Here is a 17,210-nt window from a genome sequence, read left to right as displayed (position 1 = left end):
TCTCCGGACCCCCTCGGGGCTCCTCCTAGGAAGTGGCATCGAATGGCGAGCAACGAAGAGAAGCTGCGGGACTACCTCAAGCTGGTCACGGCCGACCTTCGTCAGACACGCAAACGTCTGCAGGACCTCGAGGAACAGCGGCAGGAACCCGTCGCGATCGTCGCGATGGGCTGCCGCTTCCCCGACGGGGCCGACACCCCCGAGGCACTGTGGCGGCTCCTGGCCTCGGGAACCGACGCCGTCACCCCGTTCCCGGCCGACCGCGGCTGGGACCTGGACGCGCTGTACGACCCCGACCCCGACCGGCCCGGAACCTCGTACGTCCGCGAAGGCGGCTTCCTGCACGAGGCGCCGCTGTTCGACGCCGAGTTCTTCGAGATCTCGCCCCGCGAGGCCCAGGCCATGGACCCGCAGCAACGGCTGCTGCTGGAGACCTCCTGGGAGACCGTCGAGCGCGCGGGCATCCTGCCCGCCTCCCTGCGCGGCTCGTCCACCGGCGTGTTCGTCGGCGCCATCGCCCAGGACTACCTGCCGCGCTCCCACGACTCCCAGGCCGACCTCGGCGGCCATCTGCTCACCGGCAGCACCATCAGCGTCGCCTCCGGCCGCATCGCCTACTCCTTCGGTCTGGAGGGTCCCGCCGTCACGGTCGACACGGCGTGCTCCTCCTCGCTGGTGGCGCTCCATCTCGCCGTACGGTCCCTGCGCTCCGGCGAGTGCGATCTGGCGCTCGGCGGTGGCGTGACCGTCATGTCCGGACCCGAGATGTTCGTCGACTTCGGACGGCAGCGCGCGCTCGCCTCCGACGGCCGGTGCAAGGCGTTCTCCGCCGCCGCCAACGGCTTCGGCCCCGCCGAGGGCGCCGGCATGCTGCTCCTGGAACGCCTCTCCGACGCCCGCCGCAACGGCCACCCCGTCCTCGCCGTGATCCGCGGCAGTGCGGTCAACCAGGACGGCGCGTCCAACGGCCTGACCGCCCCCAACGGCCCCGCCCAGGAACGGGTCATCCGCTCGGCCCTGGCCGACGCCGGCCTGTCCGCCGAGGACATCGACGCCATTGAGGCCCACGGCACCGGCACCCCGCTCGGCGATCCCATCGAGGCGGAGGCGCTGCTGTCCACCTACGGCGCCGCACGCCCCGAGAACCGCCCCCTGTGGCTCGGCTCCGTGAAGTCCAACATCGGTCACACCCAGGCGGCCGCCGGCGTCGCAGGCGTCATCAAACTCGTCCTGGCCATGCGCCACGGCCTGCTGCCCCGCACCCTGCACGCCGACGAGCCGTCCCTGCACATCGACTGGACCGCCGCCGACCTCCGCCTGCTCACCCATGAGCAGCCCTGGCCCCGCCCCGGCGACCGGCCCCGCCGGGCGGCCGTCTCCTCCTTCGGCATCAGCGGCACCAACGCCCACCTGATCGTCGAGGAGGCGCCCACGCCGGAACCGCTCGACCCGCACAGCGAGACGGACCAGGCACCCGTCATCACCGCTCCCACGGCCGGCCCCGACCGGCCGACCGGTGCACACCCCCTGCCCTGGGTGCTGTCCGCGCGCAGCCGCGCCGCACTGCACGCACAGGCCGCACGCCTGCTCGCGCACCTCGACGACGAGCCCCACCCGCACCCGGCCGGCATCGGCCGCGCCCTCGTCACGACCCGCTCCACCTTCGAACACCGGGCCGTGATCACCGGCCGCACCCTCGCCGACCTGCGCGGCGGCCTCACCGCCCTCGCCACCGACGAGTCCCACCCGCACACCGTCACGGGAAGCGCCCGGCCCGGCGGCCGACTGGCCGTCCTGTTCACCGGCCAGGGTTCGCAACGCCTCGGCATGGGGCGGGAGTTGTACGAGACGTATCCGGTCTTCGCCGAGGCCTTCGATGCCGTGGACGCGGAACTGCCCTTCGGGCTGCGGGAGGTGGTGTTCGGTGAGGATGCCGACCGGCTGAACCGGACGGAGTTCGCCCAACCGGCCTTGTTCGCGCTGGAAGTGGCCCTGTTCCGGCTGCTGGAGTCGTGGGGCGTACGCCCGGACGTGGTGGTCGGGCATTCGATCGGTGAGATCGCGGCGGCCTACGTGGCGGGGGTGTGGTCGTTGTCGGATGCGTGCCGTCTGGTGGTGGCGCGGGGCCGGCTGATGCAGGCCCTGCCGTCGGGCGGGGCGATGGTGGCGCTCCAGGCCACCGAGGACGAGGTCCTGCCCCTCCTCGGTGACGAGGTGGGTATCGCGGCGGTCAACGGACCCCAAGCTGTGGTGATCTCGGGTTCGGCGGAGGCGGTCGAGGAGATCGCGGACGGTTTCCGCGCCCAGGAACGCAAGGTCACGGCATTGCGGGTCAGCCACGCCTTCCACTCCCCGCTGATGGACCCGATGCTCGACGACTTCCGGGCCGTGGCCGAGTCCCTCACCTACAGCGCCCCGCGCATCGCCGTCGTCTCCAATGTCACCGGCCACCCGGCCGCCCCGGACGAACTCACCTCCCCCGACTACTGGGTGCGGCACGTCCGCCGGCCGGTCCGCTTCGCCGACGGTGTACGCGCCCTGGCGGAACGCAAGGTCGGCCGGCTGCTGGAACTGGGCCCCGACGGCCAGCTGACCGCCCTCGCCCAGAACTGCCTGGACGGCGTTTCCCCCGTCTTCGCGACCGCCCTGCGCAAGGACCGGCCCGAGCCGGAGAGCTTCCTCGCCGCCCTCGCCCAGCTCCATGTCAGCGGTCTTCCGGTCCGCTGGGAGACGGCGTACCCCCACGACGAGCGGACAGGCCCGGCGCACGAGCAGGTCCCCCTGCCGACCTACGCGTTCCAGCGGCGTCGCTTCTGGTCCCGGGACGCGGGCTCGACGCACGGGGATCTGGGTGCGGTGGGGTTGGGTGCGGCGGGGCATCCGTTGTTGGGTGCCGCGGTGGAGTTGGCCGGTGGGGACGGTCTGTTGTTGACGGGCCGGTTGTCGTTGGTGGCGCAGGAGTGGTTGCGTGATCATGTGGTGGCGGGTGTGGTGGTGTTTCCGGGGACGGGCTTCCTGGAGTTGGCGTTGCGGGCCGGTGAGCAGGCTGGTTGTGACGGGGTGGAGGATCTGACGATCGCGGCGCCGTTGGTGGTGCCTGAGCGGGGTGGGGTCCGGGTTCAGGTGCGGGTGGGTGCGGCGGACGATGCCGGCCGGCGCACACTGGAGATCCACTCCCGTGCCGACGACGCCCTCGACTCCGATCCGTGGACCCTCCATGTGACCGGGGCGCTGACCGACGCGTCAGACTCCCCGTCCGCCGAAGGTTTCGATTTCGGTGTGTGGCCGCCGCGGGGTGCGGTGGCGGAGTCGGTCGAGGGGGTGTACGAGCGGTTCGCCGGGCTGGGGTTGTCGTACGGTCCGGTGTTCCGGGGGCTGCGTGGGGTGTGGCGGCGCGGGGAGGAGGTTTTCGCCGAGGTCGCGCTGCCGGAGGAGCAGGAGTCGGTTGCGGAGCGGTTCGGGGCGCATCCGGCGTTGGTGGATGCGGCGTTGCATGCGGTGATGTTCACGTCGGTGTTCGGGGACGGGCGGGCGCGGTTGCCGTTCTCGTGGTCCGGGGTGTCGTGGTGGGCGTCGGGTGCGCGTGCGTTGCGGGTGCGGATGGTGGTGCTGGGGTCGGACGCGGTGGCGTTGGAGCTGGCGGATCCGGCGGGCGGGTTGGTGGCCTCGGTGGAGTCGCTGGTGTTGCGGGAGCCGTCCGGCGACCTGCTGACGGCGGACAGCGGCCACGTCGACCACCTCTTCCAGACCGACTGGGTGAAGATCCCCGCGAGCCCGGCCCCCGTTCCGGCGGCTGCCCGTACCGCTCTGCCGGGACCCGACGAGACCGTGCCCGCCGATGTGCTCGTCCGGGTCGAGCGCCCGGCCGACGACACCGCCGAGTCCGTCCACGCGACGACCGGGCGGGTACTCGGCCTCCTCACCGAGTGGCTGGCGGAGGAGCGGTTCGAGGGTGGCCGTCTGGTGGTCGTCACCGAGGGGGCGGTGGCGTGGGACGGCGGGACGGCGGATCCGGTGCTGGCGGCGGTGTGTGGTCTGGTGCGGTCGGCCCGGGCGGAGAATCCGGGGCGGTTCGTGCTGGTCGACGTGGACGGAACGGACGAGTCGTGGGCCGTGGTGGGTGGTGCGCTGGCCTCCGGTGAGTCCGAGTTCGCGGTACGCGCGGGGGGTGTCTTCGTTCCGCGTCTGGCGCGTGCGGTGTCGGGTTCGGCTCTGACCGTGCCCGAGGGGCAGCCGGAATGGCGGCTGGACGTCGTGGAGAAGGGCACGCTGGAGGGCCTGGCGTTGCGTGCCGTTCCTTCGGAGGATCTTGCGGCACAGCACATTCGTGTCGCGGTGCGTGCGGCGGGCGTCAATTTCCGTGACGTGCTGAACGCGCTCGGCATGTATCCGGGGGATGCGGGGGATTTCGGTCTGGAGGGCGCCGGTGTGGTGACCGAGGTCGGCCCGGGTGTGTCGGGGCTGGCCGTGGGGGACCGGGTGATGGGTCTGTTCTCCGGCTCGTTCGGGCCGGTGGCGGTGGCGGACGCGCGGAAGGTGGCCCGGATTCCGGAGGGCTGGTCGTTCGCGCAGGCGGCGTCGGCGCCGGTGGTGTTCCTGACGGCGTACTACGCGCTGACCGAGCTGGGCGCTGTGAAGCCGGGGGAGTCGGTGCTGGTGCATGCCGCGGCCGGTGGTGTGGGTATGGCCGCGGTGCAGTTGGCGCGGCACCTGGGTGCGGAGGTGTTCGGCACGGCGAGTGCCGGCAAGTGGGACGCCCTGCGGACTCTCGGCCTGGACGAGGTGCACATCGCCTCCTCGCGGGACACGGACTTCGAGGCGGCGTTCCTCGCGGCGACCGGTGGCCGGGGCATGGACGTCGTACTGGACTCGCTGGCCGGTGAGTTCGTGGACGCGTCGCTGCGTCTGCTGCCGCGTGGGGGCCGGTTCCTGGAGATGGGCAAGACCGATGTCCGGGACCCGGACGCGGTGGCTGCCGAGCACGCGGGGGTGGTCTATCAGGCGTTCGATCTGATGGATGTGGAGCCGGAGCGGATCGGCCGGATGCTGGCCGAGCTGGTGGTGCTGTTCGAGGCGGGGGTGCTCGAGCCGCTGCCGGTCACGTGCTGGGATGTGCGGCGTGCTCCGGAGGCGTTCCGGTACCTGTCGCAGGCGCGGCATGTGGGCAAGGTGGTCCTCACGGTCCCGGCGCCGCTGGACCCGGAGGGGACCGTCCTGGTGACCGGCGGTACGGGTGGCCTGGGCACCTTGGTGGCGCGCCGTCTGGTGACCGGGCACGGCGTGCGGCATCTGCTGCTGGCCAGCCGGCGTGGCCTCGAAGCGCCAGGCGCACCCGAACTCGTGGCTGAGCTACAAGACTTGGGTGCCGAGGTCAAGGTCGCAGCGCTGGACGTGGCCGACCGTGACCAGCTCGCCGCCGCCCTCGCAGGTGTCCCCGCCGCGCATCCGCTGACCGCGGTGATCCACACGGCTGGCATCCTGGACGACGGGGTGGTGTCGTCCCTCACCGGGGAGCGGCTCGCGAGGGTGCTGCGGCCGAAGGTGGACGCGGTGGCGCACTTGGACGAGCTGACCCGTGACGCCGACCTGTCCGCGTTCGTGGTCTTCTCCTCGGTGGCCGGTACGTTCGGCGGAGCGGGCCAGGCGAACTACGCCGCCGCCAACGCCTTCCTGGACGCCTTCGCCACCACCCGCCGCTCCGCCGGCCTGCCCGTTGTGTCCCTGGCGTGGGGCCCGTGGGCAACGGGCGCGGGCATGACCGCCGAGCTGACCGAGGCGGACCTGGGCCGCATGGCCCGCGAGGGCATGCAGCCCCTCGACCCCGAGCAGGGCCTCGGGCTGTTCGATGCCGCCCTGGAGATCGGCCCGGCACTCGAACGAGCGGCGGTGCTGCCGATCAGCCTCGACCTCGCAGCGCTCAGCAGGCGTGGCCGGCTCCCCGATCTGCTGCGCTCTCTCGTGCGCGCGCCCGGGCGCCGCGCCGCGGAGGCACGGGCGGCCGTCGGAGGGGCGGCTGACCTCGGCCGACGTGTCAGAGGACTTCCCGAGGCCGAGCGCGAAAAATTCCTGCTGGACCTCGTGTGCGGACAGGCCGCCTCCGTCCTGGGCCACGCGTCCGCCGCCGACCTGGAGGCTGATCAGGCGTTCAAGGCCCTCGGTTTCGACTCGTTGACCTCGGTGGAGCTCCGCAACCGCGTGAGCGCCGCCACCGGCATGAGGCTCCCCGCCACCCTGGTCTTCGACTACCCGACCCCGGCAGCCCTGGCCCGCTACCTCCTGTCCGAGTTGTCGGACGGAGACGAGACCGCCGACACGGCGTCCATCCTGCCCGTGCCGACGAGTGTGACCGACGATCCGGTGGTGATCGTCGGCATGGCGTGCAGGTTCCCCGGCGGGGTCGGCTCGCCCGAGGACCTGTGGCGACTGGTGAGCGAGGGCGGCGACGCGATCGGAGGGTTCCCGACGGATCGCGGGTGGGATCTCGACGGCCTCTACGACCCCGAGCCGGGCCTGGTCGGTCGTACCTACGTCCGCGAAGGCGGATTCCTCTACGACGCCGCCCTGTTCGATTCCACGCTCTTCGGTATCTCGCCGCGTGAGGCGTTGGCGATGGATCCGCAGCAGCGGTTGCTGCTGGAGACGTCGTGGGAGGTGCTGGAGCGGGCGGGGATCGACCCGGCGGCGCTGCGTGGCAGCCGTACCGGTGTCTTCGCCGGCGCGATCACCCAGGACTACGGCTCCTGCATGCGCGCCGGGGAGCACGACTCCGATGGCTATCTGCTGACCGGTTCGACGGGGAGTGTCGCCTCGGGGCGTATCGCGTACACCTTCGGTTTCGAGGGTCCCGCGGTGACGGTCGATACGGCGTGTTCGTCGTCGCTGGTGGCGTTGCATCTGGCGGCGCAGGCGCTGCGCTCCGGCGAGTGTGACCTGGCGCTGGCCGGTGGTGTGACGGTGATGGCGGGGCCGGAGATGTTCGTGGAGTTCTCGCGGCAGCGGGGGCTTGCGGTGGACGGCCGGTGCAAGGCGTTCTCGGAGGGCGCGGACGGTACGGCGTGGTCGGAGGGTGTGGGGCTGCTGCTGGTGGAGCGGTTGTCGGACGCGCGGCGCAACGGGCATCGCGTGCTGGCGGTGGTGGCGGGGTCGGCCGTCAACCAGGACGGCGCCTCCAACGGCCTGACCGCGCCCAACGGTCCCTCGCAGCAACGGGTGATCCGGCAGGCCCTGGCCGGTGCCGGTCTGCGCCCCGCCGATGTGGATGCGGTGGAGGCGCACGGTACGGGCACACCGCTCGGCGACCCGATCGAGGCCCAGGCACTCCTGGCCACCTACGGCCAGGACCGCGAACAGCCGCTCCTGCTGGGCTCGTTGAAGTCGAACATCGGTCACACGCAGGCGGCGGCCGGTGTCGGCGGGGTCATCAAGATGGTGATGGCGATGCGGCACGGAGTACTCCCGCGCACCCTGCACGTGGACGAGCCCTCCTCCCACGTCGACTGGACGGCCGGGGAGATCACCCTGCTGACCGACAACACCGAGTGGCCCCAGCCGGCCGACCGGCCCCGCCGTGCCGGTGTCTCGTCCTTCGGCATCAGCGGCACCAACGCCCACGTCATCCTCGAACAGGCTCCTCCCACGGAGGCCGTCGCAACGGACGAGGCGCACGCGATCCCGCGTGTCCTGCCGTGGGTGCTGTCCGCGGCCGGCGGTGGACTGCCGGCCCAGGCCGAGAGGCTGGCGGCCTTCGTCGAGGCACAGCCCGACCTCTCGCTCCCTCACGCCGCCCTCGCGCTGGCCACCACACGGACCGCCTTGGAGCACCGCGCAGTCGTACTGGCCGCCGACCGGGACGACTTGCTGAGGGGGCTGCGTGCGCTGGTAGAAGGTGCCGATGCCCCAGGGCTGATCCGGGGTGCGCAGACGCGGGCAGGAAAGACGGCTCTGCTCTTCGCGGGCCAGGGTTCCCAGCGCCTCGCAATGGGGCGGGAGTTGTACGACACGTATCCGGTCTTCGCCGAGGCCTTCGACGCCGTGGACGCGGAACTCCCCTTCGATCTGCGGAAGGTGGTGTTCGGCGAGGACGCCGAGCGCCTGAACCGGACGGAGTGCACGCAGCCCGCCCTGTTCGCGCTGGAAGTGGCGCTGTTCCGGCTGCTGGAGTCGTGGGGTGTGCGTCCGGACGTGGTGGTCGGTCATTCGATCGGTGAGATCGCGGCCGCGCACGTGGCCGGGGTGTGGTCGTTGGCGGACGCGTGTCGTCTGGTGGTGGCGCGGGGCCGGCTGATGCAGGCCCTGCCGGCCGGGGGTGCGATGGTGGCGCTCCAGGCCACCGAGGACGAGATCCTGCCCCTGCTCGGTGACGAGGTGGGTATCGCGGCGGTCAACGGAGCCCAAGCTGTGGTGATCTCGGGTGCGGCGGAGGCCGTCGAGGCGATCGCCGCCCACTTCCGCGACCGGGACCGCAAGGTCACGCCGCTGCGGGTCAGCCACGCCTTCCACTCCCCGCTGATGGAGCCGATGCTGGCCGACTTCCGCAAGGTCGCGGAGAGTCTGTCGTACGAGCGGCCGCGGCTGCCGCTCGTCTCCACGGTGACCGGCGAGGCGGCCACGGCCGATGAGCTGATGTCGGCGGACTACTGGGTCAGTCATGTGCGTCGGCCGGTGCGTTTCGCCGACGCCGTGCGGACGCTCGCCGGGCAGGGTGTCGGCCGCTGTGTCGAACTCGGTCCGGACGGCACCCTCACCGCCCTGGCCCAGGCGTCCCTCGACGACACCGGGGCCGCGGTCCTCGTACCGGTGCTGCGCAAGGACAGGCCCGAGGCCACCACGCTCCTCGCCGCCCTCGCCACCCTGTTCACCGCGGGCGCCGACGTGGACTGGAGCGCCGCCCTGCCCGCCGGCGGTGCAGGCGCCGTGGAGCTGCCGACGTACGCCTTCCAGCGGAAGCGGTTCTGGCCGCAGGCGTCGCACAGCCGTCCCGGCGACCTGGCCGCCGCCGGGCTCGACGCGGCGGGGCACCCGCTGCTCGGCGCCGCCGTCGAACTCGCGGACGGGGGAGTGGTGTTGACCGGGCGCCTGGCGCTGAACTCCCATCCGTGGCTGCGGGACCACGACGTCCTGGGCGCGGTGGTCTTCCCGGGGACGGGCTGGGCCGAGCTGGCGTTGCGCGCCGGCGACCAGGTGGGCTGCACCCGGGTCGAAGAGCTGACGATCGCGGTCCCGCTGCTGGTGCCGGAGCAGGGCATGGTCCGCCTGCGGGTCACCGTCGGCGAGTCCGACGACTCGGGACGCCGCACGGTGGAGGTGCACTCACGCCCCGAGGACGCCTCGGACGACACACCGTGGGTGCTGCACGCCGGAGGTCTGCTGGCTCCGGAGACGGCGGCACGCTCCGACGCCGGGTGCGACTTCACCGTATGGCCCCCGCAGGGTGCCGAGCCCCGCCCCGTGGCCGACGTGTACGACCGGTTCGCCGCTGCCGGGCTCGCGTACGGGCCGGTGTTCCAGGGGCTGCGCACCGTATGGCGGCGGGGCGACGAGGTGTTCGCCGAGGTCGTCCTGCCGGAGGAGCACGAGGCGCTCGCGGGCCGCTTCGGCGTGCATCCCGCGCTGCTCGACTCGGCCCTGCACGCCGTCCTCCTCGGTCCCCTCGGTGACGCGGGCGCCGGACGTCTGCCGTTCTGCTGGCGCGGGCTGTCTCTGCACGCGTCCGGGGCCCGCGCCCTGCGGGTGCGGGTGGTTCCGGCGGGCCCCGACGCGGTGTCCCTGCACGTGGCCGACCCGTCGGGCGGCGCGGTCGCCACCGTCGAGTCGCTGGTGCTGCGCGAGGTGCCCGCCGAGGGGGTGGCCGGTGCTTCCTCTGCGGGCGCGGGCGCCGCCACCGGGACGTACGTGATCGACTGGACGCCGTTGCCGTCGGCATCCCCGTCCCCGGCGCCGGCCCCCGCGGCGACGGCACCGCCCGCCGACGGCCGTACGGTCCTGCTGACGGACCACGCGGGCCCGGACGACCACCCCACGGCCGTAGACCCGGCCGTCCCCGCCCGCACCTGGTCGGAGCTGACCCGGGCCGTGCACGACGGCGACCCCGTCCCCGAGGCCGTGCTGCTGCCCTGGAGCAGCCCCGCCGACGCCTCGCTGTGCGGCTCCTCCGCCGCGGCCCACGCCGTCACCGCCGCCGCGCTCACCTTCGTACAGGACTGGCTGGCGGCCGACGAGCTCGCACAGGCCCGGCTCGTCGTCGTCACCCGCGGTGCGGTGGCAGTGCGGCCGGACGAGGAGTCGGATCCGGCGCTGGCCGCTCTGTGGGGTCTGATGCGCTCGGCCCGCACGGAGAACCCCGGCCGTTTCGCACTGGCCGACCTGGACGGCACGCCGGAATCATGGAACACACTGGTCACGCTTCTCACCGGACCGGAACTCCCCGCCGCCGAGGCCGAACTGGTCGTCCGAGGGGACGAGGTACGCGTTCCGCGGCTGGCCTCCGCGACCTTGCCCCCCGCTCCCTCCGCCACCACCGGCGCCGGCAGCGAGAGCGACACGGTGCGTCTCGCGGACGGCACCGTCCTCGTCACCGGCGGCACCGGCGGGCTGGGCGCCCTGGTCGCGCGTCACCTGGTCACCGAGCACGGTGTACGTCACCTGCTGCTGGCGGGCCGGCGCGGACCCGGGGCGCCGGGCGCGGCCGAACTCACCGCCGCCCTCACCGACCTGGGCGCCCACGTCACCGTCGCGGCCTGCGACGTGGCCGACCGGCAGGCCCTCGAGAGCCTGCTGGCGTCCGTCCCGGCCGACCGCCCGCTGAGCGGAGTGATCCACACCGCCGGTGTCGTCGACGACGGCGTACTGGCGTCGCTGACCGAGGAACGACTGCTCACGGTGCTGCGGCCCAAGGCGGACGCGGCCGCACACCTCGACGCGCTCACCCGCGACCTGGACCTGGCCGCGTTCGTGCTGTTCTCCTCGGTGTCGGCCACCTTCGGCGGCGCCGGACAGGCCAACTACGCGGCGGCCAACGCGTACTTGGACGCCATCGCCCGGTGCCGCCGCAACCTCGGCCTGCCCGCGGTCTCGCTCGCCTGGGGCCCCTGGGCACCCGGCGCGGGCATGACCGCCGGGCTGACCGAAGCGGACCTCAGGCGCATGGCGCGCGGCGGCGTACGACCGCTCGCCGTCGAGCAGGGTCTCGCGGTGCTCGACGCCGTGCTCCGGGACCGCGAGCCCGCCTTCCTCCTCCCCGTCAACCTCGACCTCCGGGTGCTGCGCGAACTCCCCGACCCGCCCGCGCTGTTGCGGGGGCTGGTGCGCGGCCCGGCCCGGCGCGCCGCGGACATCGGTGCTCACGCCACCGGCGGCGACCCGCTGCGTGGCTGGCTGCTGGCCCTGGCCCCCGCCGAACGCGAACCGTACCTGCTGGAACTGGTCTCCGGCCTGGTGGCCCAGGTGCTCGGCCACGCCTCCGCCGCCGACGTGGAACCCGGCCAGGCGTTCAAGACACTCGGTTTCGACTCACTGACCTCGGTCGAGCTGCGCAACCGCGTCAACGCGACGACCGGGCTGCGCCTGCCCGCCACCCTGGTCTTCGACCACCCGTCGCCCCTCGCGCTCGCCCGGCACCTGCTGACCGCGCTCGCCGGCGACACCGCCGAGGCCCATGGCGCGGCGCTGCCCGCCTGGAAGGGCACGGACGACGACCCCGTGGTCATCGTGGGCATGGCCTGCCGGTTCCCCGGCGGCGTCGAGTCACCCGAGGACCTCTGGCGACTGGTCAGCGAGGGCGGGGACGCGATCGGTGACTTCCCGGCCGACCGCGGCTGGGACCTGGAGGAGCTGTACGACCCCGAGCCCGGTCGGCTCGGCAGGACCTACGTCCGCCGGGGCGGTTTCCTCTACGACGCGGCGTCCTTCGACGCCGGACTCTTCGGGATCTCGCCGCGCGAGGCGCTGGCGATGGACCCGCAGCAGCGGTTGCTGCTGGAGGTGTCCTGGGAGGTCCTGGAGCGGGCCGGCATCGACCCGACCGCGCTGCGCGGCAGCCGCACCGGGGTGTTCGCCGGCGTCATGGGCCAGGACTACAACTCCTGCCTGCGCGAGGGGGAGCACGACTCCGACGGCTACCTGCTCACCGGCAACACCAGCAGTGTCCACTCCGGCCGTATCGCCTACACCTTCGGCCTGGAGGGCCCGGCGATGACGGTCGACACCGCCTGCTCCTCCTCCCTGGTCACCCTGCATCTGGCCGCACAGTCGCTGCGGGCCGGCGAATGCGACCTCGCCCTCACGGGCGGTGTCATGGTGATGTCCACCCCGGACACCTTCGTCGACTTCAGCCAGCAGCGCGGTCTGGCCTCCGACGGCCGCTGCAAGTCCTTCGGGGCCGGAGCCGACGGTACGGCCTGGTCCGAGGGCATCGGCATGCTGGCGCTGGAGCGCCTGTCGGACGCGCGGCGCAACGGTCACCGCGTGCTGGCGGTGGTGGCGGGTTCGGCCGTCAACCAGGACGGCGCCTCCAACGGCCTGACCGCACCCAACGGTCCCTCGCAGGAGCGCGTGATCCGGCAGGCGCTGGCGGGAGCCGGTCTGCGGCCGTCCGATGTGGACGCGGTCGAGGCGCACGGTACGGGCACACCGCTCGGCGACCCGATCGAGGCCCAGGCACTGCTGGCCACCTACGGCCAGGACCGCGAACAGACCCTGTGGATGGGCTCGTTGAAGTCCAACATCGGTCACACGCAGGCCGCGGCCGGTGTCGGCGGCGTCATCAAGATGGTGATGGCGATGCGGCACGGTGTTCTGCCCCGCACCCTGCACGCCGAGGAGCCGTCGCCCTTCGTCGACTGGTCGGCCGGCGACATCACCCTGCTCACGGAGAACAGGCAGTGGCCGGCGCCGCAGAACCGTCCCCGGCGCGCAGGCGTGTCGTCCTTCGGCATCAGTGGCACCAACGCCCACGTCATCATCGAGCAGTCACCCGACACCGCCGCCACGTCCCCCGACCCGGACACCCCCGAACCGGCCGCGGCCCCGGATGAGTTGCCCCTCACACCGATCGCGCTGTCCGCCGCTTCCGAGGGCGCCCTGCGCGGCCAGGCCGAACGGCTGTGGGCTCACCTCGACGCCGACCCCGGACTGCGCCTGAGCGACCTGGGCCTCTCGTCGTCCCTGCGGCCCTGGCTGGAGCACCGTGCCGTCGTCCTGGGCGCCGACCGCGCCGAAGTGCTGCGTGGACTGCGCGCACTGGCGATCGGCGAGCAGGACACCGCCGTCCTCACCGGCACGCCCGGCCGCTCGGGCCGACGGCTCGCCTTCCTGTTCGCGGGGCAGGGCTCGCAACGCCTGCGGATGGGCCGGGAGTTGTACGACATCTATCCCGTCTTCGCCGAGGCCTTCGACGCCGTGGACGCGGAACTCCCCTTCGATCTGCGGGAGGTGGTGTTCGGTGAGGATGCCGACCGGCTGAACCGGACGGAGTTCGCCCAACCGGCCCTGTTCGCGCTGGAAGTGGCGCTGTTCCGGCTGCTGGAGTCGTGGGGTGTGCGTCCGGACGTGGTGGTCGGTCATTCGATCGGTGAGATCGCGGCCGCGCACGTGGCCGGGGTGTGGTCGCTGCCGGACGCGTGTCGTCTGGTGGTGGTGCGGGGCAGGCTGATGCAGGCCCTGCCGGCCGGGGGTGCGATGGTGGCGCTCCAGGCCACCGAGGACGAGGTGCTGCCCCTCCTCGGTGACGAGGTGGGTATCGCGGCGGTCAACGGACCCCAAGCTGTGGTGATCTCGGGTTCGGCGGAAGCGGTCGAGGAGATCGCGGACGGCATCCGTGCTCAGGGCCGCAAGGTCACAGCCCTGCGGGTCAGTCACGCGTTCCATTCCCCGTTGATGGATCCGGTGCTGGAGGACTTCCGGGCGGTGGCCGGGACTCTGTCGTACGGGCAGCCGCGGATACCGGTCGTCTCGACCGTCACCGGGGCGGCCGCGTCGGCTGAGGAGTTGGCCTCGCCGGAGTACTGGGTGGAGCATGTGCGTCGGCCGGTGCGGTTCGCCGATGCGGTGCGGTGTCTGGACGGGCAGGGTGTGTCGCGGTTCGTGGAGGTGGGTGCGGACGGCACGCTGACCGCGCTGGCGCAGGGAAGTCTCGAAGGTGACGCGGACGGCCGTCTGCTGACCCCGACCCTGCGCAAGGACCGCTCCGAGACCCACTCGATCCTCTCCGCGGTCGCGGGCCTGCGGCTGTATGGCGGCCAGGTGGACTGGCGCGCCGTCTTCGCTCCGGCCGGGGCGACCGTGGTGGACCTGCCGACCTACGCCTTCGAGCGCGAGCGGTTCTGGCCCGAGGGCGCGCGTCCGGGCGGCCGGTCCGCGGCGGGCTCCGCCGACCGCGCGGACGCCGGGTTCTGGACCGCGGTCGAGCGGGGCGACGGCCGTACGCTGGCCGACTCGCTCGGCGTGGCACAGGACGCCCTCGACGGGCTGCTGCCCGCGCTGTCGTCGTGGTGGCGCGGACAGCAGGAGCAGTCCAGGGTCGACGACTGGCTCTACGGCATCACCTGGAAGCCGCTCGGCGCGGTGTCCGGCGCCGCGCTGCCGGGCCGCTGGCTGGCCGTGCTGCCCGCCGGGTCGCGGGAAGACGCCTGGAGCGGCGCCGTCCTGGAAGGCCTCGCGGCCTACGGGGCCGAGGCGGTGCCGGTGGAGCACGAGCCCGGCGCCGACCGGGCCGCGCTCGCCGCGCTGCTGGCCGCGGCGGCGGGGGAGGAGCCGGTCGCCGGTGTCCTGTCCTTCCTGGCCCTGTCCGAGCCGCACGGCGGGCGCACCGCGGGTGAGGGAGCGGACGCCGGGCGCTCCGACGCCGGTGACGGTGTTCCGGCCGGCCCCGCCGCCACCGCCGTACTCCTGCAGGCGTTGGGTGATGCCCGCCTCGCGGCTCCGCTGTGGGCGCTGACCAGGGGAGCGGTCTCGGTGAACCGGTCCGACGGGGCGCCCGACCCGGCGCAGGGCGCGGTATGGGGGCTGGGCCGGGTCGCGGCGCTGGAGCACCCCGAGGGCTGGGGCGGTCTGGTCGACCTGCCCCGGGCCGTGGACCGGCGAACGGCCGGCCGTCTCGTCGGCGTCCTCACGGGCCGTTCGGGAGAGGACCAGGTGGCGATCCGGGCGACCGGTGTCTTCGGGCGGCGGCTCGCCCGGACGGCCCCCGGCGACCTCGGCGCGGGATGGCGTCCCTCGGGCACCGTGCTGATCACCGGCGGGACGGGCGCTCTGGGCGCCCGGGTGGCCCGCTGGGCCGCCGCGCAGGGCGCCGACCACCTCGTCCTGATCAGCCGGCGCGGCCTCGACGCGCCCGGTGCGCCGGATCTGCGCGACGAACTCGCCGCCTCGGGCGTACGGGTGACCGTGGCCGCCTGTGACGCGGCGGACCGGGACGCTCTCGCGGCGCTGCTGGCCGAACATCCCGTGGACGCGGTGGTGCACACGGCGGGCGTCCTCGACGACGGGCTCGTGGAGGCGCTCACCCCGGAGCGCTTCGCGGCCGTCCTGCGTGCCAAGGCCGTCGCCGCGCACCACCTCGACGTGCTGACGAGGGACCGGGAACTGTCGGCGTTCGTGCTGTTCTCCTCCTTCGCGGGTTCGGTCGGCTCGCCGGGCCAGGGCAACTACGCCGCCGCCAACGCCTTCCTGGACACCCTCGCCGAGCAGCGCAGGGCGGCCGGGCTTCCGGCCATGTCCGTGGCCTGGGGGCCGTGGGCGCAGGACGGCATGGCGGCCGACGGCGGTGTCGAGGAGTATCTGCGCCGCCGTGGCCTGACCGGTCTCGACGCCGAGCCGGCCCTGCTGGCGATGGAGCGGCTGGTGGGCGCCGGCGATCCGGTCGCCGTCGTGGCACGGGTCGACTGGACGCGGTTCGCCCCGGCGTTCACCGCCGGGCGGACCACCGCCCTGCTGGGGGAGATCCCGCAGGCCGAGGTCGCGCTGCGGGACGCCGCGTCCGGGGCGGACGCCGACGCGCTGCGGCAGCGGCTGGCCGGACTGGGCGCCGACGAACGTTCCGCGGCGCTGGTCCAGTTGGTGCGGGAGCAGGCGGCCGTGGTCCTGGGCCACGCCAGGTCCGACGCGGTGGATCCGGTCCGCGCGTTCCGCGAGGCCGGGTTCGACTCGCTGACGGCTGTGGAACTGCGCAACCGGCTCGGCTCGGCCACCGGGCTCCGGCTGCCGGCGACCCTGGTGTTCGACTATCCGGCACCGGTGGACATCGCACGCCATCTGGGCGCCGAACTGGTCGGCTCCGACGACGGCCTGACCGCGAAGTCCGGGGTCGTCGCCGAGATCGACCGGCTTGCGGAGGTCCTCGCGGCCGAGGCCGGAGCCGGCGGCGAGACCCACCCGGAGATCACGGCGAAGCTGCGCGGACTGCTGGCGATGTGGACCGGCGCCGACGCCGCCGACGAGACGGACGACGCGATCGCGGAACTGGACGGGGCTACGGACGACGAGATGTTCGACCTGATCGACAAGGAATTCGGGATCTGACCACCCGGCTCGGGCGACGGGACCGTTCACGGCGTTTTCGCGAGGAAGTGGAGCACGATGGCGAGCAATGAAGAGAAGCTGCGGGACTACCTGAAAAGGGTGACGGCGGACCTCCGCCAGACCCGCAAGCGTCTTCATGACGTCGAGACGAGCCGCCAGGAGCCCGTCGCGATCGTCGGTCTCGGCTGCCGCTTTCCCGGCGGTGCGGACACGCCCGAGGAGTTCTGGCGGCTGCTCACCGAGGGCCGCGACACCGTCGCCGACTTCCCCGCCGACCGCGGCTGGGACCTCGACGGTGTCCTCGACGCGGCGGGCGGCGTCGGCACCACGTACGCCCGCCAGGGAGCGTTCCTCTACGACGCACCGCTGTTCGACTCCACGTTCTTCGACATATCGCCCCGCGAGGCCACGACCATGGACCCCCAGCAGCGGCTGCTGCTGGAGACCTCCTGGGAGGCACTGGAACGTGCGGGCATCGACCCGGGCGCGCTGCGCGGCAGCCGTACCGGCGTGTTCACCGGTACCAACGGCCAGGACTACCTCGCGCTCATGCTCGACCGGCCCGAGGAGTCCGACGGCCATCTGACGACCGGCATCACCGCGTCGGTGCTGTCGGGGCGGGTGTCGTACGTGCTGGGGCTGGAAGGTCCCGCGGTGACGGTGGACACGGCGTGTTCGTCGTCCCTGGTCGCTCT

2 protein-coding genes are annotated in these 17,210 nt (G+C 73.2%); both read left to right on the top strand.

Annotated features, from left to right (window positions below; genetic code table 11):
• Window positions 1-42 precede the first annotated feature (42 nt).
• Window positions 43-16,515, top strand: coding sequence for a type I polyketide synthase (locus tag ACFY30_RS38620; RefSeq protein ID WP_390849818.1), 16,473 nt, complete (start codon window positions 43-45; stop codon window positions 16,513-16,515).
• A 57-nt stretch (window positions 16,516-16,572) separates the two neighbouring features.
• Window positions 16,573-17,210, top strand: a 638-nt coding sequence (locus ACFY30_RS38615) for a beta-ketoacyl synthase N-terminal-like domain-containing protein (RefSeq protein ID WP_390849817.1), incomplete at its 3' end; no start/stop codon positions are given.

The sequence above is a fragment of the Streptomyces sp. NPDC000345 genome, assembly GCF_042898825.1.
Taxonomy (GTDB): Bacteria; Actinomycetota; Actinomycetes; order Streptomycetales; family Streptomycetaceae; genus Streptomyces.
Note: the sequence above shows the minus strand (reverse complement) of the source record. Positions and strands in the feature narration are given on the sequence as shown.